Raw genomic sequence first — 22,057 nt, forward strand, 5'->3', positions numbered from 1 at the left:
TGAATCACTCAACTCCAAACTCAAGAGATTCAGAGCGCAACTACATGGAGTCTCTGATCTTCCCTTCTTCATGTATAGAGTTTCCTTAATCTTTGGGTAAACTAACACGGAACTATGCTGGTGCCCCGATAATGCACATATCCGTGTAATAAAAGATGGTAAACTCATTTTGGAATTCAACTGTCGTCTTGCTATTGACAAAATGGACTATTATGTTCCGTTGGAACTCAAAAACATAGAGGGCACGGGAAATGATGTTTTACTTGATGTTTCTTTTACAGGTAATCGTAGGTCTATAGGATTATTAAGAAATTTTGCCTGCTGGAAATTGATGAAGGAATCTGATTATTTTGATACTGTCAATCGTGAGAAATATCGACCTTCTTATCACCATACACCTTTATGGGGATGGATGAATGACCCCAACGGTATGTTTTATAAAGATGGGGAGTGGCATCTCTTCTTTCAGCATAATCCCTATGGATCTCAATGGGAAAATATGAATTGGGGACATTCTGTAAGTACAGACCTGATACATTGGACACAACTGCCTGAAGCCATTGAGCCGGATGGACTGGGTACGGTCTTTAGCGGTTCGTGTGTCGTAGATTCGACTAATACGGCTGGGTTTGGCAAAGGTGCTGTCATTGCGTTCTATACTTCTAATGGTGAGAATCAGACTCAGAGTATGGCTTATAGTACTGATGATGGCCGTACATTCACGAAATATCCAGGTAATCCTATTGTCACTTCTGATGTACCGGATTTTCGTGATCCTCATGTTTTCTGGAATCAGGAAGCTGGTATATGGAATATGATCCTTGCAGCCGGACAGGAAATGCGTATTTACTCTTCAAGAAACTTAAGAGACTGGAGGTATGAGAGCAGTTTTGGACAAGGTTATGGTAGTCATGAAGGGGTATGGGAATGCCCTGATTTGATGGAATTGCCTGTACGTGGTACCAACAAACAGAAATGGATGCTTATTTGCAATATTAATCCGGGAGGTCCTTCTGGAGGTTCTGCTACACAGTATTTTGTTGGACAGTTTGATGGTCATAGGTTTACTTGTGAGTCCAAACCTGAAGTGACTAAATGGCTGGATTACGGCAAGGATCATTATGCTACTGTAACCTTTAGCAATGCTCCCGATGGACGCCATGTAGCTATGGCATGGATGAGTAATTGGCAGTATGGGAATCAGGTTCCGACGAAGCAGTATCGATCAGCAAATACCATTCCTTGTGATCTGGGACTCTATGAATATGCTGGAGAGACTTATGCAAGTGTTACACCCTCGAAAGAATTGCTGAGTCTCCGTGGGAAAGCGATAAGCAGACCTTCCTCGAGTTGTGAGATTTTGGCTACACTGAGGGGAAGTTGTACTTTTACTTTAAGCAATAATAAAGGAGAATATGTACAACTTGCTTATGATGCTAAAGCGAAAGCGTTCTCTATGGACCGTCGGAAAAGTGGTGATACTTCATTCAGTGAACTCTTTCCAGTGAAGACAACGGCACCGGTAAATGGTAAAATCAACCGGCTTCGTGTTTTTATTGATCATTCCAGTATAGAAGTTTTTGATGCTGATGGGAAAATGTCTATGACCAATCTGGTGTTTCCGACCGTTCCTTACAATAAACTTAATGTAAAGGGGAAGGCCAAAATTACGATCTATCCATTGAATAAATAAAATATCTGATTCTTGATTATGAATAAATATAAAAAAACAGCCCTTGTTCCCGTGATGTTATGCTTTTTTGCAATGGGTTTCGTTGACCTTGTAGGCATAGCATCCAATTATGTAAAAGAAGATCTGAACCTGACAGATAAGGTAGCCAATATCTTTCCTTCTCTGGTATTCTTTTGGTTCTTGATATTCTCGGTTCCTACAGGGGTGTTGATGAATAAAATTGGAAGGAAGAAAACTGTACTATTGTCTCTTTATGTCACAATATTATCATTGCTTTTGCCACTCTTCAATAATGGCTTTGTTGTTATGTTGGTGTCTTTTTCTCTGTTAGGTATTGGCAATGCTCTCATGCAGACATCACTTAATCCTCTGGTATCCTCTGTTATTGAAGGTGACGATCTGGCTTCAACACTTACTTTCGGGCAGTTTATTAAAGCCATTGCTTCCTTTTTTGCTCCATATCTGGCGATGTGGGGAGCAACGTCAATTATTCCGAATTTAGGTTTCGGATGGAGGGTGCTTTTTCTTATATATTTCATCATTGGTGTGCTTGCCACTGTGTTGCTGGCTGTGACTCCGATAAAAAGGGAGGTAAAGAACCATGGCGAATATATGTCAGTAGGACATCAGTTTAAGACTTGCTTTAAACTTTTGGGTAAGCCGATCGTCTTATTATCATTTATCGGCATTATGTGTCATGTGGGTATCGATGTAGGTACGAACACCACAGCACCAAAGTTGCTTATGGAGCGATTGGGAATGACTTTAAATGATGCTGCTTTTGCCACGTCTTTATATTTCATTTTCCGTACCATAGGATGTCTCACCGGCTCTTTTTTCCTTCGTGTGATGAATCACAGGTCATTTTTTATCATCAGTGTTACAATGATAGCCTTATCGATGGTTGGTATGTTTGCCGGTACATCCAGAGTGGTACTTTATTCAGCTATTGCCTTAGTCGGATATGGTAATTCAAATGTCTTCTCGATGGTTTATACGCAGGCTCTCCTTTCTGTTCCGGACAAGAAAAATGAGATTAGCGGACTTATGATCATGGGACTTTTTGGTGGAACGGTTTTCCCTCTTATTATGGGGTTTGCCAGTGATGCTGTAGGGCAGGCCGGAGCAGTCGCCGTAATGGCAGTAGGTGTGGTTTATTTGATTACTTATATCAAGAACGTAAAATATTAAATTAGATATGAATAAAATGGTAGTTGGTATTGGAGAAGCTTTGTGGGATGTTTTCCCCGAGGGTAAGAAGTTAGGTGGAGCTCCTGCAAATTTTGCATTCCATGTCTCTCAGTTTGGTTTTGATGCATTAGCTGTCAGTGCTGTAGGGAAGGATCCGTTAGGTGATGAGACACTGGCGGAATTTGATAAGAAGGGACTTCGCTATATGATGCCTCGCTTGGATTTTCCTACAGGAACAGTACAGGTAACACTGGATAAACAGGGTGTACCGTCGTACGATATTAAAACGGATGTGGCGTGGGATAATATCCCGTTTACCGGTGAAATAAAAGATGTAGCCAGACAATGCCGTGCTGTATGTTTTGGTTCGCTGGCTCAGCGTAATGATATTTCCCGACAAACCATCAGAAAGTTTTTGAATGCTATGCCGAAAGACAGTCTGAAGATATTCGATATTAACCTGCGCCAGAATTTCTATTCAAAAGAGATTCTCAAAGATTCATTAAGGATATGTAATATATTGAAGATTAACGATGAAGAACTGATTACTCTTGGCCGTATTTTTGGCTATTCAGGATTGGATATGGAAAATACGTGCTGGCTTATCCTTGGAAAATATAATCTGGATATGTTGATTTTAACTTGTGGCATAAATGGCAGTTATGTATTTACTCATGGAGTTATGTCTTTTCAGAAGACACCAAAAGTGAAGGTTGCGGATACGGTAGGAGCAGGAGATTCTTTTACCGGTAGTTTTGCTGCTGCCATACTTCATGGCATGTCTGTTGCTGAGGCTCATAAACTGGCTGTTGATACCAGCGCGTATGTATGTACGCAAGAAGGGGCAATGCCTTCATTACCAAAGGAGATTGTTGAAAGAGTGGGGCATAATTGAGCGAGATAATTCTTTATAAGAGATCGGTAAGAATTTCACCAATGTAATCGAGATCAAACTGTAAAGCGTATTATCTGTCCTAAATATGCCTTGAAAGACAACATCCTTTTCCCTCCTTTGCCGATGGAAATTTGTTTTCTACCGGTTGGTATCTGCCATAATTATCAATTCCTCCACTTTTTAAAGTGGACTCATAAATTTCATAATGTCAAGTTCATCGGTAGAATCAAATACGCGCTAAATTAATTCCGTCAACGGGTTAATATTATGATGTATGTTTGGGTGAAACGTAGCAGTTGCTTTTCAAAAAATTAAATAAAAAAGGATGTAAGATAAGAATTTTTAATTATCTTTGCAATGGAGTTCCAATGCTGTTTGTAGAAATAGTGTGTTATCAAGGGCTCATAACATAAAAAAGAGCGTTTGCTTGTTATCCGATACTGAAATCTGGACAATTTCACACATATCGAGGATAATGGATAGACCGCTCACGTCAAGATTATTAAACCCTGTGAGGGAATGATATATCTTCTGGCGTGGGCTATTGTCTGTTACTCGATATAGGCTGTCCAGAGCCTCAGTGTGGTAGCGACAATAGTTCCCACGCTTTTTCAATTTTACCTTAATTGAGACTTGTCTGTTTCAAGGAAACAACGGACCTGATGAAATAAAACTCTGTTTCGTCAGTCTGAATGGTTAGAATTATAATGTCATGCTAAATGAAACTGATACCCAAAAATAAAATTTCTGAACCCGATGACCTTCTGGAGTTTTTGCATAAAAAAGAGAAGATCCAAAAACGGCTTTTATTGTTATTTACAATTATAGCCTTGGCGATTATTCTCTTTGTCATATATGCTTATTTCATAGATAAACCAGAATTTATATCCGTAACTAAATGTTCGGATTATGGATTATTACTCAAGAATGTAGGATAATTGGCTTAATAAAAATGACATATTATGGCTTGTTTCTGTTTGCTTTGCCATGTAAAGCTATATATTTTGAACCCATTTAAGAAAGTGGTAAAAGTTATTCTCTCTGACAGAGAATACGTCAATGGTTCGTAAACTTCTATGAAAAAATCGCAGTCTGGTAGAATATTGATGTTTTTACTTCCGAAACTTGAGTAATATATCATATCATGCACAAAATACAAACACTTTTTGATTTTTATAATTGATGTCATCTCAGATAAATGAAATGAGCAACCGGAACGGTAGTCTGCTAAGAGGCTTAGTAATGGTGTTGGACCTGTTGCTCCTGAATGTTTATACATGGTTTTTTATGGAGGCCGTCAGCTCTCCGTTTGCAAGGATCAAGAGTTTCTGGCTGGCGGTCTGTTTTGCTTATCTGATCAGCATTCATTTCTTTCCACCTGTTTTCCACTTGCGCCAGTCTACAAGGCTGTTCGTGATCGGCAGGGTGATCAGGATCTGGACCTTTTTCCTGATCATGTCTCTGTGCTTTCTGTTCTTTCTTCACTGTGTAGTCCTTCTGAAATGGCGATACTGGTTGGTATATTATGGTTTGTTTTTCATTCTGCTCTGTACAGGCCATCTGTTGGACCGCAGGTTGATGTTGCACTACTGTAAATGGAAAGGACTGTGGCATGAGGTGCTGTTCGTGGGCCAGGGCCCTAGCCTCGAGGACCTGTATGCGGCGATGCGGGATGATGTGTCATACGGCTATCGCCTGAAGGGCTATTTCGCCGATGCTCCAAAGGAGGACTTCCTGGGAGGGATTCCCTACCTCGGAAGAGTATCAGAGTTGGACTCCTGGCTGGACGGTTATCCCGGCAGGATCTCCGCCGTGTACTGCAGCCTGCCCTCGGAGAGGGCGGATGAGATCCGGCAGTTGATGGAATGCTGTACGCGCCATGTGGCACTGTTCTATAGTGTGCCGAATGTGCGTAATTATCTGAAACGGAAGATGAATATGGCACTCTATGGTGATGTGCCGGTGCTGTATATCAGTGAGATTCCGCTGAACCGTCCGGGTAATAAACTTTTCAAGCGTGTGTTTGATATAGTGGTGTCGGTGATATTCCTGGTGTTCTTTTTTCCGTGGATCTATCTGATCGTCGGTGCGATTATCAAATTGACAATGCCGGGTCCGGTGTTTTTCAAGCAGAAGCGGACCGGACTGGACGGCAGGGAATTCTGGTGCTATAAGTTTCGCAGTATGAAGGTGAATGATGAGGCGGACAGTGTCCAGGCGACAAAGGATGATCCGAGAAAGACGAAGTTCGGTAATTTCATGCGGCATACGAATATTGATGAACTGCCGCAGTTTTGGAATGTTCTTATGGGTACGATGTCAATCGTAGGGCCCCGGCCGCACATGCTTAAGCATACGGAAGTTTACTCCCAACTTATTTCCAAATATATGGTGCGCCATTTCGTGAAACCGGGGATCACTGGCTGGGCGCAGGTGACGGGCTGCCGTGGGGAGACACATGAACTGTGGCAGATGGAAAGACGCGTGAGAAAGGATATCTGGTATATCGAGAACTGGTCGTTTCTCCTGGATCTGAAGATTATCTGGCTGACAATCTGGGAAGTGATCTCTGGAAAGAATGATGAAGCCTACTGAAGGGACGGGATGTCTAGCCTTGGCATTACCAGCTTTCTGTAAGTGTCCCAAACAGGCATTTTGCATGAACTCTTAGCAAATGATCCCTTTATGTTCATATTAAAGATCAAGGAATGATATTGAGTACAATAGATTCCAAAAAACTGTTCCGGAAAATACTGCGTTTCAAGTTTTGCTGTATCTGCTGATAAAGCATGAATGATTTGCCGGCACGACGGACACCAGTCAGTACATAACTGGCAAAGTCTTCCATCTGAAAATGACGTTGTACTATTTTGTGACGAGCTGCTTATGGATGGATATTCCATTGAATGTCAGTGTTTCTGAATCGCTGTTGCAATGTACGGATTCTCTTTATTAGTCCACTTTTTAAAGTGGACTCAAAGATTAATTTTAAAATTAAAGACATGGATATTAAAAAAATTTTGGGAACAGATCAGATTTGTGTATTATCATCAACTGATCTTAAAGAGTTTGCACTTGAACTTATTGAAGAAATCAAGGCACAGGAAAAAGTTGATAACAAGATGTATACTGCAGATGAGTTTGCGGAAAAACATAGTGTCAGCAAGCAAACGCTGTGGCGCTGGTGCAAGGAAGGAATCTTGAAATCGATGAAGATCGGCGGGAAAGTCTACTATAAAGAAAGCGATCTAAAAAGTCTGTGAGTACTGTTTTTTATCTATTGTGACATCCCTCTTTTTAAGAATAAAGCTAACTACTTGGTTTGTAGGTAGTTAGTTTTATGTATGGTGACCTCGGTGGGATTCAAACCCACGACCTTCAGAACCGGAATCTGACGCTCTATTCAGCTAAGCTACGAGGCCCTTTAAATCATTTTTAAACCACTTTACCGTCGATACGCGACTGCAAAGTTACTAAATAAGTTTGATTATACAAAGTTTTTCTTTTTAAATCGTCCGTTATCGGAAAGAAATTCTCAGATGCTTATGTGCAAATAGTCATTAAAACAAAAATAATCCTTTCGTTCTGACAAATATTCCTAAAATAATATTGCATGCTAATAATAAATATGTATCTTTGCAAAGAGAATTGAAATACAAAATAAAATATAGAATAGATGAGTAGATTGATTAAACCAGTGGGGTATCATGCCCTTCTGGACATGCAGCAGACAGAATTGGGAATCAAGTTGATTAAAGATTTTTTCCAGCAGGACCTGTCTGCAGAATTAAGGTTACGTCGTGTTACCGCTCCTTTGTTTGTACTTAAAGGACTTGGCATCAATGATGATCTGAACGGTGTGGAGCGTCCCGTTTCTTTTCCGATTAAAGATCTCGGTGATCAAGTGGCTGAAGTCGTACATTCATTGGCAAAATGGAAGCGCCTGGCTTTGGCTGAATACCATATTCCCGCAGGCTATGGCATTTATACGGACATGAATGCTATCCGTCCGGACGAAGAACTTGATAACTTGCATTCCCTATATGTAGACCAGTGGGATTGGGAAGCTGTGATTACGCGTGAGGATCGTACGATTGCTTTCTTGGAAAATGTTGTCCGTAAGATATACGGGGCCATTCTTCGGGCTGAATACCTGACTTGTGAGAACTATCCTCAGATCAAGCCTTTCTTGCCGAAACAGATTCATTTCATTCATAGCCAGGATCTTCTTGACCGCTATTCGGACAAGACCCCTAAAGAGCGTGAGGATGCAATTTGCAAGCAGTATGGAGCGGTATTTGTTGAGGGAATAGGAGGTAAACTCTCTGATGGCAAAAAGCATGATGGTCGTGCTCCTGATTACGATGACTGGAGTACAATGGCAGAAAATGGCAAGATGGGATTAAATGGAGATATTCTTGTCTGGTATCCTACCTTGAACCGTAGTTTCGAATTGAGTTCCATGGGTATCCGCGTGGATAAGGAATCTCTTCTTCGTCAGCTGGAGATTGAAGGTAAGGAAGAAAGGGAGAAACTTTATTTCCATCAGAGACTCTTGAAAGGAACGCTTCCGCTGAGTATCGGCGGGGGGATCGGACAGAGCCGGCTCTGTATGTTGCTCCTTCATAAAGCTCATATCGGGGAGATCCAAGCCAGTATATGGCCTGATGAGATGCGCAGGGAATGTGAAGAGACGGGCATGAAATTGATTTGATTATAAGAATAAGGACTGGGATCTGTTCAGAATGTTCCCGGTCTTTCACTCAAAGCTCCGCGATAAAAACTGTTCTATCGCGGAGCTTTTCTTTACCGGTTTCCCGGATGCATTGAACCGTGGGCTCAGTTTAAGTCCAGGTCAAGTAGATCCCGGAGCTTTTCTACGCCGGGGTTATCTTTTCTCATCTTATCGAACAATTCACGCTTGGTTAAGATTTTTCCTACTTCTTCTTTTTTTGCTAACCGGATATCCAGGGTGAGGTTCCGATTATGCAGGTCTTTAAGAAGTGTGGTCTTGATCCGATTCTGAATTTTCTTCACATCTTCGAGGAAAATCTCGTTATCCACGACGAGTTCTATATGAGGATACTCGGTAATCTTCGGACTGATATGTTTCAATCTTTGGGCCAACCCTACCAGTTTCTGAGGCATACGGTTACACATCATCAGCCATTCCGTCTGTAGTTGTTCCTGACTGAACGTCCGATCCTCTTCCGTTGCCTTTGTCGGATCTTCTTCGTCTTCTGTTTTCTGGGTGACAGTGGGATCATGGGGATTGAGGATAGACTGGAAGGACATGCCTATATTTCCTGCCTTAAATGTGGTGTGGACGGCCTGCTGAGAAGGCTCGCCGGCAGACTGTTGCTGGAGAGGCTCTTCCGGTTTTGTCTGGATCGGAGGGACAATTGTATTTTCAGGAGTCGGCTGGCCGCTATGGGAAACATCAGAGATCGCTGGAGCTTCCGGGCTCTCTTTCTCGTCAGCTTCGGGAGTTGTCTTTTGTTCCTGAGCTTCAGTATGGATGTTCTGATCTGCTATGGGGGCAGAAGGTGTTTGTTTCTTGGATTGTCTGCCTGACCTGGCCTGTCCAGGAGGTGTCGTTGTGGAAGGTGACGGATGGGATTTGAAAATAGGTTTTAAAGGTTGCTGCTCCGTGCTGACCGGAAAATCCTCCGGTTGTGTCAGTTGGGCAATTTCGATCAGTGTCAGTTCTACGAGCAGACGCTTGTTGCTGCTTTGACGATATTGTACGTCACAGGTGTTCATGATCTTCAATGCGCCATAAAGAAAGGCCGGAGTGCAGCGCTCTGCCTGTTCACAATAGCGCTTTTTCTGTTCATCACTCGAGTCCAGAAGGACGATCGTACTTTTGTCCTTCGCCATCATGACGTTTCTCACATGTTCCGCGAGGCCGTCGATGAAATCTCCGCCATCAAATCCTTTGGCCAGGATTTCGTTGAAGAGCAGCATTATGTCACATACCTGGTCCTTGAGGGCCAGGTCGATAACTTTGAAATAGTAATCTGCGTCAAGGACATTCAGATCTTCAATTACCTTCTGGTAGGTGATGTCTCCCTGACTGAAACTTGCAGCCTGGTCGAAGATAGAGAGGGCATCACGCATTCCACCGTCAGCTTTTTCTGCAATGAGAGCCAGGGCACGTTCCTCGTAGGTGATCCCTTCATGGTCTGCTACCATCTTCAATTGTTTGACGGTATCAGGGACGGTCATCCGGTCGAAATCGTAGACCTGACAACGGCTGATAATCGTAGGCAGGATTTTGTGCTTTTCTGTTGTTGCCAGGATGAAGATGACATGAGCCGGCGGCTCCTCAAGGGTCTTGAGGAAAGCGTTGAAGGCAGCTTGTGAAAGCATGTGGACCTCATCTATGATGAACACCTTGTATTTGCCTATCTGAGGCGGCACCCGTGTCTGCTCCATGAGTTTCTTGATGTCCTCCACAGAGTTGTTGCTAGCCGCATCAAGTTCGAAAATATTATAGGACCGCTTTTCATTGAAGGCCTTGCAACTCTCACACTGATTACAGGCTTCACCGTCCTGGGTGGGGTGCTCACAGTTGATGGTTTTGGCAAAGATTCTTGCACAGGTCGTCTTGCCTACGCCTCGGGGACCGCAGAAAAGATACGCATGAGCCAGTTTCCCGCTTTTAATGGCGTTCTTCAGCGTGGTCGTAAGGGTCGTTTGCCCGATTACCTGGTCGAATGTCATCGGGCGGTACTTTCGTGCGGAAACAATATAATCTGCCATTTTGTCTCGTTTATCTTTGATCGTCTTTGATTGCAAAGGTACTATAAAAAAGTGAGGATAGGCAGGAAAAGCGGAGTTATTTTAGTCTTGGACAGAATTGCCGGTCGTGTTTTGGTGACCTTTTCAAGGAGGGATTAAGGTGCTTTGAAAAAAGGATCGCCCTTGAGATCTAAAATTCTTGTTTTTCGTTTTCTTTTTCAATTTAATTTCTTACTTTTGCAAAGGCAAAAATGTGTTATGGCAAATCATCTGAATGAGTTGTTGAATTTTCTCTCTCATTACAAGTACTTGATTACAATTGTAGTGGGATTTCTCATTGTCGGAGTCTTCGATGAGAACAGTTTCCGTATGCGGATTAAGTATGAATTGCAGATCGGTGAACTGAAAGACCAGATCAGACGGTATGAAACCCAGAACAGGACGGACACCCGTAAACTTCAGGAGCTGAGACGGGATCCCAAGTCTATTGAGAAGATTGCACGTGAGGACTATTTCATGAAAGCAAATGATGAGGATATTTTTGTGCTGAGCACCGATGAGGCGGAGAATCAAAACAATGATAATGATCAAAATCAAGATGATGGAACGACGAAGTAAAGGCAAAGATATTATATTTCTGGCAGGTGGTGTGCTGATGGTTATCGGAGCGGGCTGTTTCGCTTTCGGTTTCATACACCCTTCCCTGTTAAAGACGGTATGCTGGATCTATTTGCTGGGTTCGCTCATGTTTTCCATTCCACAGATCATGCAAAGTTATGAGAACCGGAGCCTGACGGTCCGCCGTTTAAAGAAAATCCAATGCTTCAGCGATATTTGCTTTGTCCTGGCCGGCATTTCCATGGTCGACACAGCTTACCAGTTGTTGGAGCCCCTTTTCGTAAATGAGGAGACCTATATTACCTTTATCTATAACAAATGGGTGGCAATCTTATTGATAGCTGCATTGATTGAACTCTATACTACTCATCGTATCAGCCATGAGCTGGCTAAAGAAAATCCACCGCAAAAAAAATCCCCAGTGGATTGATTTGTAGGAATAATGTTTGGATAAGTATAAAGATCTGATGATTCTAAAACAGTCTGACTACCCGTCATGAGATTGTGCGAAAAAAATATAAAAGATATAGAGAATCAATTAAATTGGATAAAAATATTTCCGTAAATTGAATATAGGTTGTACCTTTGTTAAAAGTAAAAGAATCGCCACTTATGAATAAAATGATTTGCGCATTTGCCACGTTGCTGGCATTTACTTCTTGTGCTAACAGCTATCATATTATCGGCACGAGTAATGTCTCGACACTTGACGGGCGTATGCTTTATCTGAAGGTCTTGAAGGATAATGACTTTAAAAAGTTAGATTCCTGTGACGTCGTACACGGTCAGTTCCAGTTTACTGGCAATGTGGATACTACGCGTATGGCCAGTATCTTTATGGATAGTGAGAGTGTCTTGCCATTGGTCCTTGAGTGTGGCGATATTACAGTGAAAATCGACAACACGCAGCAACTTGTCAGCGGAACTCCGCTGAATGATAAACTCTTTAAATTCTTTACGCGTTATAATCAGTTGAAGAATGAAGAAGCTGAGCTTGTCCATCGTCAGGATGAAGGGATCATGAACGGTCGTAATATGGCTGAGGTTAATGCTCGTTTGAATGCAGATGCTGCACGTCTTTCCGCAGAGGAGGATCGGTTTATTACCAATTTTGTCTGTAGTAATTTTGATAATGTCCTGGGCCCGGGGATCTTTTTCATGGTGACGGCAGGAAATGAGTATCCTATGCTTACACCGTGGATAGAAGATGTCATGAGCAGGGCAACTGACAAATTCAAGAATGACCCTTACGTGAAAGATTATTATGAAAAGGCTCAGGAAAATGAGCAGATCATGAATGGGATGAGACAGCCGGGAAGGCATACGGCCCACCAGGCTCCACCACCTCCGGATGATCCGAATAATCCTAATGCCGCTCCGGCTCCTACACCTGCTGCCTTGGCACAGCCTGCTTCGGAATGAGGACGGATAGTCCCTTTTCCGGTGATCACGTGCAGTGCTTGTAATAATTGGTTCTCAAGGCTGCCGGCATGACCCCGGATCGTTTTCAATAACATAACGGATAGTCAATGAGTATAAGTATCAAGGGGGGTACGATTGTGAATGAGGGACACTTTTTCAAGGGTGATCTTATCATCGAAAATGATCGTATTGCCGGGATCTTTCAGGCAGACAGAGCACCCCGTAGCAGTCATGACCAGGAGGTTGATGCTACGGGGTGCTTCATTTTGCCCGGGGTGATCGATGAACATGTGCATTTCCGGGAACCCGGAATGACACAGAAGGCGGATATGGAAAGTGAAAGCAGGGCCGCTGCTTACGGTGGCGTGACTTCTTATTTTGAAATGCCGAATACGAATCCTCCGACTACTACTTATGAGAACCTGGCAGATAAATTTCAAAGGGCTTCTCGGGAGAGTCATGTCAATTATAGTTTCTTCTTTGGGGCGACAAATAGTAATGCTTGTCTTTTTGAACATTTGGACCGCAGCCGTATTCCGGGAATAAAACTCTTTATGGGGGCGAGCACCGGTAACATGCTGGTGGACCGCCTGGAATCTTTGAGAACGGTGTTCCGTGCTGCCGCTGCCCTGGGCGTGCCGCTGATGACTCATTGTGAGGATATGGGAGTGATCTCTGCAAATATGTGTAAGGCTAAAAAGAGTTATGGGGAGGATCCCCCGGTATCTTTACACCCCCTGATCCGTAGCGCAGAGGCTTGTTATAAGAGTAGTCTCCTGGCGGTATCTCTGGCCAGGGAGATGGGGACGAGGCTCCATATCGCTCATGTTTCCACAGGCCGTGAATTGGCCTTTGCGGCTCCGATAATGTCAGATGCCGGGCGGATCCCCCAGATTACGCTGGAGGCGTGTGTCCCTCATCTCTTCTTTTCTGCTGACGATTATGCTCGTAAAGGTGCGCTGATCAAATGTAATCCTGCTATCAAGGATAAAGCAGAACGAACAGAATTACGAAGGGCATTATCTGATGGACGAATTTTCTGTATCGGTACAGATCATGCTCCTCATCAGTTGGCTGACAAACAGGGGGGCTGTGTGAAGGCTGCTTCGGGAATGCCTATGGTGCAGTTCTCCCTGGTGTCCATGTTGGAACTGGTGGATGAAGGTTTCCTTACGATTGAACAACTGGTGGAACTGATGTGCCATCATCCTGCTCTTCTCTTTGGGGTAAAAGACCGTGGCTTCCTGAGGAAAGGATATAAGGCTGACGTGGTAATTGTGAGACCGAATCAGAGGTGGAAGGTGACGGGGAATTGCATCCAGAGCAAATGTAAATGGAGTCCTGTCGAGGGGCATGAATATCACTGGAAGGTGATGGCTACTCTTTGCAATGGCCACCTGATCTATCATGATGGACATTTCGATCCGGACTATCGTGGAGAAGAAATCAGTTTCGAACATTAAGATATAGTGAAATGAAAGGCGGGGAGAGGATCCGGGAATCAAAGGACATGCAGCGTCGAATGCGAAAAATCCTCACGTATAAGGTGAGTGACATAGAGCCTTATATCAACTGGCTCTATTTTTATCATGCTTGGAGCCTGGATGGGAAACCTAAGGAGGAAAAGGATCATCTTCATGAAGAAGCTGAAAGGTTGTTGGACTCCTGGGAAGGAAAGGTCTGTACCCGTGCGGTCTTCGGCTTATATGAGGCAAACAGTGATGGGGACGATCTCTTGCTGAATGGAGTCCGTATTCCTATGCTTCGGCAGCAGAAGGCTGAAAGCACAGGGGCCCCTAATCTCTGTATGGCTGATTTTGTCCGCCCGCTCTCTTCAGGCATCGAGGATACTGCCGGTGCCTTCGCTACCACCGTGGAGGGGATGAGCGTGGGGGACGGGGAGAGTGATCCTTATCGGAAAATGCTTTCACAAACTCTTGCAGACCGCTTGGCTGAAGGAACGGCGGAGAGAATGCATGAGGAAGTGAGGCGGCATTACTGGGGGTATGCGCCGGATGAACATTTGACAATGCAAGAAACTCACCTGGAAAAATATCAGGGAATCAGGCCGGCGGTAGGCTATCCGTCGTTGCCTGATACGAGTGTGAACTTTATCCTCAGTGACCTGCTGAACATGAAAGAAATTGGTATCCGGCTCACTGAAAGTGGTATGATGATTCCTCATTCTTCTGTGAGCGGCTTCCTGTTCGCTCATCCTCAGAGCCGCTATTTTGACCTGGGGAAAATAGGTGAGGATCAGTTGCGTGATTATGCTCGCCGCCGGGGGGTGCCTGTAGAACTGATGAGGCATTTCCTGCAATCCAGTCTGCTTCGGAAATAGTTCTGAACGGGAGTGGAAAGGATGAGACGGGAGGGTGAGCGTTTCTGGGAAGGAGTATTGTTTCCGGAAGTTAAAGAAGTGGGAGAACAGTTACCCGTTGATCAGCCTGCAAACAAGTGACAAGAGAAGGGCGGAAAGACGGGATAAAACTCTAAAATAGGGAAAAAGCGCGTGATAGCAAGAATATTTGTATGGATCATCCTGCTGATAACATTGCCAGATCTGTATATCTACGTTCATTTTTTCCACCATCGTACCAGACCGTTACGGTGGTGGGCAGCTTTGTTATGGGGCTTCGTCTCTATCGGAATGATTGCCTATACAATAGGACTGGCCAGTGTCAAGAGTTTTATTCCTGATCATTATGCGTGGATAGAAGTGTATCTCTTCCTTGTCGGGATTTTTGTCAACCCGAAGGTGGTTTTCGCACTTTGTTCATGGGTGGGTGCAGGCTGGTGCCGTCTTAGGCATACTCAGGTCAATCAGGGCAACCGTGTAGGGGCTATCCTGGCGGGGCTGACCATACTGGTGTTTGTCTATGGAATGACCATCGGCCCGAGGAAATTGCGGGTGACCCATCAGGATCTCTATTTCAGGGATCTGCCCTCCCGCTTTGAGGGCTATAAGATCGTACAGTTCAGTGATGCTCATGTGGGCACGTTCAACCATTTTATGGATTCGACACTGGCACGGGATGTAGACAGTATTATTGCCCAGAGAGCAGATCTGATTTGCTTCACTGGTGATCTGGTGGATACACGTGCTTCTGAGGTTTATCCTTGCAGGTCGGTCCTTGCACGGCTGACTCGGAAATCCGGTGCGCCGGTATATAGTATACTGGGTAATCATGATTACAGCATCTATCTGGGTGTCTCTCCGGGGAAAAAGAAGGAGAACGAAAAAGAGTTACAGCATCTGGAACGCCAGTTAGGCTGGAGACTGTTGATGAATCAGCATGCAGTGATCCGTCGCGGCAAGGATTCTATTGTCATAGGCGGCGAAGAGAATGAGGGATCGAGAAGATTTCCGAAGAAGTCGGACCTGCCGAAAACTCTCGAGGGCGTGGGATCGCATGCTTTCCTCATCATGCTCCAGCATGATCCCACGGCGTGGGATGACAGTATCCTCCCTTGCTCTCATGCTCAGCTTACCTTATGCGGGCATACTCATGCGGGGCAGATTAATATATTCGGACTGCGTCCTTCGCGCTTGGTTTATCGCGAAGACTATGGGCTGTATGAAAAAGAGGGCCGGTATTTATATGTCTCTGCAGGATTGGGCGGTCTCATCCCTTTCCGTTTCGGCGCAACACCGGATATAGTGGTCTTCACCTTGCATAGGGGACCTGCGGGAAGGTGACGCCTTTTCGTGGGCTGGGGCTGACTGGATAGGACAGGAAAAAATTAAAACGTAAAACTATAGGTAATGGAAATTTTATCATCTCTGCATTATAAAAAGACTGTGATCATGTCATGGCCGGAAATTCTTCTGGAATTTGTCAAATTATAATAGAAACCAAATAACTAGTCTTAACAAACTATGAAATTGATAATGACTTTTTTTTACCGCCTGTACCAGTTAGTGATTTTCTTGCCGGTTTTCCTAGCGTTTACGATTGTCTGTGCGTTGACGGCCATTATAGGTTGTCTGGTTGGCAATGAACATTTCTGGAGTTACTATTCTGGTAAGATCTGGGCAAAGTTGACGATCCGTATGCTTTTCCTTCCAGTGAGAATAGAAGGAAGAGAGAATCTGGATAAGAACCAGAGTTATGTCTTTGTCGCCAACCATCAGGGAACATTTGACATTTTTCTCATCTATGGCTTCCTTAACAGGAATTTTAAATGGATGATGAAAAGGGAGTTGGAACGTATTCCTTTTGTGGGGGCTGCATGCAAGTTCAGTCATCACATCTTTGTCGACAAGCGTACTCCTTCCGGCATCCGGCGTACCATTGAAGAGGCCCAGAAGACTTTGAAAGAGGGGATGTCCTTGGTCGTGTTTCCTGAAGGAGCACGTAGCTGGACCGGGCACATGGGGGTATTCCGGCGTGGCCCTTTCCTGCTTGCCGATGAGTTGCAGCTGCCGGTATGCCCCTTGACAATCAATGGCAGTTTTGAGGTAAAACCACGGATGAAGGATTTCTGGTGGGTCTACTGGCATCCTCTGAAACTGACGATTCACAAACCTATCCCTCCTTTGGGACATGGCCGCGAGAATGAAAAATATCTGATGGAGAAGAGTTATGGAGCCATCATGTCATCTTTGGAACCCGATTACCAGGGATTTGAAGAAAATACAGACCAATAAGAAAGAGATTTACAAATAAATTTTCTAAATTTGCAAATGGATTGGGCATCCGGTCATGGAAGAACTTCCTTGCCGGGGGTGTCCTTGTTGGAGTCTAAAAATAAAGCGTATGAGTGATTCTATTGTCATCATTCCTACTTATAACGAGAAGGAAAACATAGAGAAGATTATCCGGGCGGTCATGGGACAGGAGAAACCTTTTGATATTCTCATCATTGATGATGGCAGCCCTGACGGTACGGGAGATATTGTCCGCAGACTGATGGCAAAAGAGTTTGCCGGCAGCTTGTTCCTCGTTGAGCGAAAAGGTAAACAGGGATTGGGTACAGCTTATATCATGGGTTTCAAATGGGCTCTGGCCCGGTCGTATGATTACATCTTTGAGATGGATGCTGATTTCAGTCATAATCCTGCTGATCTGCCGCGGTTGTATGCGGCCGTTCATGATGAGGGTTATGATGTGGCTGTAGGGTCTCGTTATGTGAGTGGAGTCAATGTCGTCAACTGGCCCATAGGACGGGTGCTGATGAGCTATTTCGCATCGGATTATGTACGCTTGATTACCGGGATGAAAATTCATGATACTACTGCCGGATTTGTTTGTTACCGGCGCAGGGTGCTTGAGACCATCCAACTCGATCAGATTCATTTCAAGGGTTATGCTTTTCAGATCGAAATGAAATATACTGCATATAAAATTGGTTTTAAAATAAAGGAAGTACCTGTTGTGTTCGTCAACCGCCGTGAGGGAACGAGCAAGATGAGCGGGGGAATCTTCAGCGAAGCTTTCTTTGGCGTGATACGCCTCCGTCTGGACAGTTGGTTCCGTAAATACCCCAGACTTCCTGAACAGGCATGACGATAGAGGAATTAAGTCTTTTGTATGGCAGATTGCCGCAGGCGTCTGCTCTTGTCGGATCACTGGAGAGAAAGTCGCGGAAAACGATTTTTCTCAGGGGATTAATGGCTTCTGCCACCCCGATGCTTTTTGCGTCGGTCTATAACCGTCTTCACCGTACGCTTGTCTTTATCCTTGATGATGACGATGAAGCCGGATATTTTTATCATGATCTTACTCAGGTTCTGGGTGAGGACCGCGTGCTTTTCTTTCCAAGCAGTTATAAGCGCGCGGTGAAATATGGCCAGCGTGACTCTGCCAAGGAAATATTACGGACTGAAGTCCTGGCACGGCTGACGGGGAATGATGCTGCTTTCTCTGCTAGACAGGAGGACAGGGCTGAAGAGGACAAGGTGCAGGAGACGTTTATCGTTACCTATCCTATGGCTTTGGCTGAGCTGGTGGTCTCACGTTCTAAACTGGATCGTCAGGTGATCCGGTTGAAGGTGGGGGAGAGCGCACCGGTGTCTGACCTGCTGAAACGGTTGCGTGAATTAGGTTTCACGGAACAGGACTATGTCTATGAACCGGGGCAGTTTGCTTTGCGCGGCAGCATCCTGGACGTCTATTCTTTCAGTTGTGAGAGCCCTTATCGTGTTGATTTCTTTGGGGATGAAATCGATACGATCCGCACTTTCGAAGTGCAGGACCAGTTGAGCAAGGATAAAAAGGATGAGGTTGAGATCGTCCCGGAACTGGCGCAGCTGGAGAGCGAGAAGATCCCTTTCCTGCAATTCTTGCCCGATAATTCCGTGCTTTTGTCCAAGGATTTTACCTATATCCGGGATACAATTGATCAGATTTATAGGGATGGATTTTCCAGTCAGGCTTTGACCGAGCGGATGGAGGGGGCTACGGAACGGGAACAGAAGCAGATCATGCAGCAGATGAAGAAAGAGAATATTCTCTGTATGTCTTCACAGTTTGTCTCTGATTCCCAAAAATTCCAGCAGGTGGAGTTTGGACCTGCTGCAAATAATCAGAATACTGTCATCTCCTTTCACATAGAGTCCCAGCCGCTTTATCATAAGAATTTCCAGCTCCTGTCTAAAAGTCTGCAGGATTATCTCCTGAAAGGTTACCAACTGTATATCCTGGCGGACAGTCAGAAGCAGAATCAGCGTCTGAAGGAGATTTTTGCAGGGGAGGAACTGGAGCAATATCATGTGCAGTTTACTCCTGTTGATCATACCGTGCATGAAGGGTTCGTGGATAATGACCTGAAAATATGTGTTTTCACCGATCATCAGATCTTTGACCGGTTCCATAAGTATAGTCTTCGTTCGGATAGTGCTCGGCTGGGGAAGATGGCTCTGACGATGAAAGAGTTGCAGGAGATGGACATCGGTGACTATATCGTGCATGTGGATTTTGGAATTGGTAAATTCGGGGGACTGGTCAGGGTGCCGTTGCCTCCTGATCCCCGTCATCCGGAAAAAGATGGCAGAGCGGGCTACCAGGAGATGATCAGGATCATCTATCGCAATAATGATAAGGTGGATGTCTCCATCCACAGCTTATATAAGATTTCCAAATACCGTAGCAATGATACGGACCAGCCGCCACAGTTGTCTACCCTGGGTACGGGGGCCTGGAACAGGCTGAAGGAAAAGGCCAAGAAGAAGATCAAAGATATTGCCCGTGATCTGATCCGGCTTTATGCTGAGCGACGCAGGGAGAAGGGATTTGCTTTCAGTCCGGATAACTATATGCAGCACGAACTGGAAGCGAGTTTCATGTATGAAGACACACCTGATCAGTATAAGGCTACTCAGGAGGTGAAGAAGGATATGGAATCTCCCCGCCCTATGGATCGTCTGGTCTGTGGTGATGTGGGATTTGGAAAGACGGAAGTGGCTGTCCGGGCTTCCTTTAAGGCTGCCTGTGACTCGAAACAGGTGGCTGTCCTGGTTCCGACCACGATACTGGCTTACCAGCATTTCCAGACGTTTACCCAGCGCCTGAAAGATATGCCGGTGCGTGTGGATTATCTTTCCCGTGCACGTACGGGAAAACAGACAAAGAGTGTGCTGGCTGATCTTGCAGCTGGAAGAATAGATATTCTGATCGGCACTCAGAAATTGCTGGGGAAGTCGGTGAGATGGCATGATCTTGGCCTCTTGGTCATTGATGAGGAACAGAAGTTCGGGGTGTCTACAAAGGAAAAACTCCGGAAGTTGAAAGTTAATGTCGATACGCTCACGATGTCTGCTACGCCTATCCCCAGAACCTTGCAGTTTTCCCTTATGGGAGCAAGGGATATGAGCATCATCCGCACTCCGCCTCCTAATCGCTATCCGATCCATACTGAAGTGGATGCCTTCGGTCATGAGGTCATTGCTGATGCCATTAATTTTGAGATGAGCCGTAATGGACAGGTGTTCTTCGTCAATAACCGGATCTCAAACCTTCCGGAACTGGCTGACATGATCCATAAGTATGTGCCTGACTGCCGTGTCGCTATCGGGCACGGTCAGATGCCTCCGGAAGAATTGGAAAAGGTCTTGATGGGATTTTATAATGATGACTATGATGTGCTTCTGTCTACGACCATTGTAGAGAATGGTATTGATATTCCTAATGCCAATACCATTATCATCAATGATGCGCATCGTTTCGGGCTTGCTGACTTGCACCAGATGAGGGGACGGGTGGGACGTTCCAACAAGAAGGCATTCTGCTATCTGCTGGCTCCTCCAAAGAGTAGTCTGACTACTGAGGCACGGCGAAGGCTGGAAGCTCTGGAAAACTTCTCAGAGCTTGGAAGTGGATTTAATCTGGCTATGCAGGATCTTGATATTCGTGGAGCCGGTAATCTGCTGGGTGCTGAGCAAAGTGGGTTTATGGAAGATCTCGGGTATGAAACTTATCAGAAGATTCTCTCTCAGGCTGTCACCGAACTGAAGAATGAGGAGTTTCAGGATCTTTATTCTGAAGAGATGCAACAGGGACAGGTCGTGACGGGTGATGACTTCGTGGATGATTGTGCCGTGGAAAGTGATCTGGAGATGTATTTCCCGGATAATTATGTGCCTGGAAGTAGTGAAAGGATGCTGCTCTATCGTGAACTTGACCAGATAGAGGATGATCAGGCTCTGGAGGATTACCGGAAACGGCTCATTGACCGCTTTGGCCCTGTACCCCGTGAAGGGGAGGAACTCATGCGGGTGGTCCAGCTCCGCAGATCAGGAAAACGCCTGGGATGTGAGAAGATCATTCTCAAACAGGGGAATATGCAACTCCAGTTTGTCAGTAATGACAAGAGCCCGTTCTATCAGAGCCAGACCTTTGCGAAGGTCATCAGTTTTGCAGCCAAGTCGGTGCGCCGTACCAGACTTTATGAGCATAACGGGCACCGGCTGATGACGGTCAAAGATGTCCCGTCCGTAGAGGATGCTTGTCATTTACTTGAAGAAATCAGTAAATAAGTCTATACCCTATTCGTGGTATTTTTCGGAGAAAATGATAGAAAAATTTGTTTATCTCATGAAGAATATCTATTTTTGCGATTGATGAAACGATTCATTACGTGTCTTTTAATCACTCTTATGATGGTTGGTACCGTCGGAGTTGACCAGACTCTCCATTATTGTGATGGGGAGTTGATAGGCTTTGTTATGGATGGTTTCAAATATCAGAATCAGAATGGTGACGATATGGCAAAGACCATGGGAATGGATATGAGTTCTCATTGTTCTCATTGTCGTTTTGTTCATTATGCTTATCACGTATCTTCTTTTGTACAGGGAACTCAGATTGCGGTCCAGCCTGTACTGATTTCAGATGACTGGTTCCATGGATTTTCCGGAGTTCTTCCAGATCCTTTATGTATGGTTTTGGGAAGTAATGAGGAGGAGTTCGGACTTTACCAGTCTCCTTATCATTCTTTGAAGATACCATTAGGAGAAGGATTACGTGCTCCTCCGGCAATCGTATAATTTATTT

Annotated in this window: 17 protein-coding genes, 1 tRNA gene and 1 pseudogene; 16 read left to right on the top strand and 3 right to left on the bottom strand. The window is 44.8% G+C overall.

The features are described 5' to 3' along the window. Nucleotides 1–127: 127 nt before the first annotated feature. The 4 genes and pseudogenes from ACYRYG_RS08155 to ACYRYG_RS08170 all read left to right on the top strand — a co-directional run. Nucleotides 128–1,693: pseudogene (locus ACYRYG_RS08155) on the top strand (DUF4980 domain-containing protein); the annotation flags it as partial. An 18-nt stretch (nucleotides 1,694–1,711) separates the two neighbouring features. Beyond that, a complete protein-coding gene (locus ACYRYG_RS08160; RefSeq protein WP_294731799.1) occupies nucleotides 1,712–2,884 on the top strand; it encodes an MFS transporter in 1,173 nt (390 codons plus the stop codon). 7 nt (nucleotides 2,885–2,891) lie between these two features. Continuing rightward, nucleotides 2,892–3,779, top strand: a complete 888-nt coding sequence (locus ACYRYG_RS08165; RefSeq protein ID WP_460197969.1) for a carbohydrate kinase family protein — start codon at nucleotides 2,892–2,894, stop codon at nucleotides 3,777–3,779. A 1,182-nt stretch (nucleotides 3,780–4,961) separates the two neighbouring features. Continuing rightward, nucleotides 4,962–6,374 (top strand): undecaprenyl-phosphate glucose phosphotransferase, encoded by a 1,413-nt coding sequence (locus tag ACYRYG_RS08170; protein ID WP_460197970.1) that lies wholly within the window; start codon nucleotides 4,962–4,964, stop codon nucleotides 6,372–6,374. 106 nt (nucleotides 6,375–6,480) lie between these two features. Here ACYRYG_RS08170 and ACYRYG_RS08175 read toward each other — a convergent pair whose 3' ends face one another. Beyond that, on the bottom strand, nucleotides 6,481–6,627 hold the full coding sequence (locus tag ACYRYG_RS08175) for an AAA family ATPase (RefSeq protein ID WP_293423475.1): 147 nt from the start codon (nucleotides 6,625–6,627) through the stop codon (nucleotides 6,481–6,483). A 154-nt stretch (nucleotides 6,628–6,781) separates the two neighbouring features. Here ACYRYG_RS08175 and ACYRYG_RS08180 point away from each other — a divergent pair, with 154 nt between their 5' ends. Next, on the top strand, nucleotides 6,782–7,042 hold the full coding sequence (locus ACYRYG_RS08180) for a helix-turn-helix domain-containing protein (RefSeq protein WP_293419187.1): 261 nt from the start codon (nucleotides 6,782–6,784) through the stop codon (nucleotides 7,040–7,042). An 82-nt stretch (nucleotides 7,043–7,124) separates the two neighbouring features. On the opposite strand, the gene ACYRYG_RS08185 is transcribed toward ACYRYG_RS08180, so the two are convergent. After that, nucleotides 7,125–7,201: transfer RNA gene (locus ACYRYG_RS08185), tRNA-Arg, on the bottom strand. Between the two features lie 254 nt (nucleotides 7,202–7,455). Between ACYRYG_RS08185 and asnA the strand changes: the two genes are divergently transcribed. Continuing rightward, nucleotides 7,456–8,493 (top strand): aspartate--ammonia ligase, encoded by a 1,038-nt coding sequence (gene asnA / locus ACYRYG_RS08190; protein ID WP_460197971.1) that lies wholly within the window; start codon nucleotides 7,456–7,458, stop codon nucleotides 8,491–8,493. Between the two features lie 125 nt (nucleotides 8,494–8,618). Here asnA and ACYRYG_RS08195 read toward each other — a convergent pair whose 3' ends face one another. Beyond that, nucleotides 8,619–10,544, bottom strand: a complete 1,926-nt coding sequence (locus ACYRYG_RS08195) for a DNA polymerase III subunit gamma/tau (protein WP_293419193.1) — start codon at nucleotides 10,542–10,544, stop codon at nucleotides 8,619–8,621. A 237-nt stretch (nucleotides 10,545–10,781) separates the two neighbouring features. On the opposite strand from ACYRYG_RS08195, the gene ACYRYG_RS08200 reads away from it, so the two are divergent. The 10 genes from ACYRYG_RS08200 to ACYRYG_RS08245 all read left to right on the top strand — a co-directional run bounded on the left by ACYRYG_RS08200 (nucleotide 10,782) and on the right by ACYRYG_RS08245 (nucleotide 22,050). Then, nucleotides 10,782–11,141: an FtsB family cell division protein gene (locus tag ACYRYG_RS08200; protein WP_293419196.1), complete on the top strand. Its 360-nt coding sequence runs from the start codon at nucleotides 10,782–10,784 to the stop codon at nucleotides 11,139–11,141. Further along, nucleotides 11,107–11,571 carry a hypothetical protein gene (locus ACYRYG_RS08205; protein ID WP_460197972.1) on the top strand — a complete coding sequence of 155 codons (465 nt, stop codon included), beginning with the start codon at nucleotides 11,107–11,109 and terminating at the stop codon, nucleotides 11,569–11,571. The genes ACYRYG_RS08200 and ACYRYG_RS08205 overlap by 35 nt, the downstream gene beginning before the upstream one ends. Nucleotides 11,572–11,753: 182 nt before the next feature. Further along, nucleotides 11,754–12,563, top strand: coding sequence for a DUF4369 domain-containing protein (locus tag ACYRYG_RS08210; RefSeq protein WP_293419199.1), 810 nt, complete (start codon nucleotides 11,754–11,756; stop codon nucleotides 12,561–12,563). 107 nt (nucleotides 12,564–12,670) lie between these two features. Beyond that, on the top strand, nucleotides 12,671–14,026 hold the full coding sequence (locus ACYRYG_RS08215) for a dihydroorotase (protein WP_293425652.1): 1,356 nt from the start codon (nucleotides 12,671–12,673) through the stop codon (nucleotides 14,024–14,026). 59 nt (nucleotides 14,027–14,085) lie between these two features. Beyond that, nucleotides 14,086–14,904 carry a vitamin B12 dependent-methionine synthase activation domain-containing protein gene (locus tag ACYRYG_RS08220; RefSeq protein WP_293419220.1) on the top strand — a complete coding sequence of 273 codons (819 nt, stop codon included), beginning with the start codon at nucleotides 14,086–14,088 and terminating at the stop codon, nucleotides 14,902–14,904. Between the two features lie 171 nt (nucleotides 14,905–15,075). Then, nucleotides 15,076–16,263: a metallophosphoesterase gene (locus ACYRYG_RS08225; RefSeq protein ID WP_293430156.1), complete on the top strand. Its 1,188-nt coding sequence runs from the start codon at nucleotides 15,076–15,078 to the stop codon at nucleotides 16,261–16,263. A gap of 192 nt (nucleotides 16,264–16,455) precedes the next feature. Then, nucleotides 16,456–17,214 (top strand): lysophospholipid acyltransferase family protein, encoded by a 759-nt coding sequence (locus ACYRYG_RS08230; RefSeq protein ID WP_293419223.1) that lies wholly within the window; start codon nucleotides 16,456–16,458, stop codon nucleotides 17,212–17,214. 109 nt (nucleotides 17,215–17,323) lie between these two features. Further along, nucleotides 17,324–18,073, top strand: a complete 750-nt coding sequence (locus ACYRYG_RS08235) for a polyprenol monophosphomannose synthase (protein WP_293419208.1) — start codon at nucleotides 17,324–17,326, stop codon at nucleotides 18,071–18,073. After that, nucleotides 18,070–21,540 carry a transcription-repair coupling factor gene (mfd, locus tag ACYRYG_RS08240; RefSeq protein WP_293423465.1) on the top strand — a complete coding sequence of 1,157 codons (3,471 nt, stop codon included), beginning with the start codon at nucleotides 18,070–18,072 and terminating at the stop codon, nucleotides 21,538–21,540. Before ACYRYG_RS08235 ends, mfd begins: the two co-directional genes overlap by 4 nt. Before the next feature lie 120 nt (nucleotides 21,541–21,660). After that, nucleotides 21,661–22,050 carry a hypothetical protein gene (locus ACYRYG_RS08245; protein ID WP_293427931.1) on the top strand — a complete coding sequence of 130 codons (390 nt, stop codon included), beginning with the start codon at nucleotides 21,661–21,663 and terminating at the stop codon, nucleotides 22,048–22,050. Nucleotides 22,051–22,057: the final 7 nt, after the last annotated feature.

It is taken from the genome of Segatella asaccharophila (assembly GCF_054687055.1).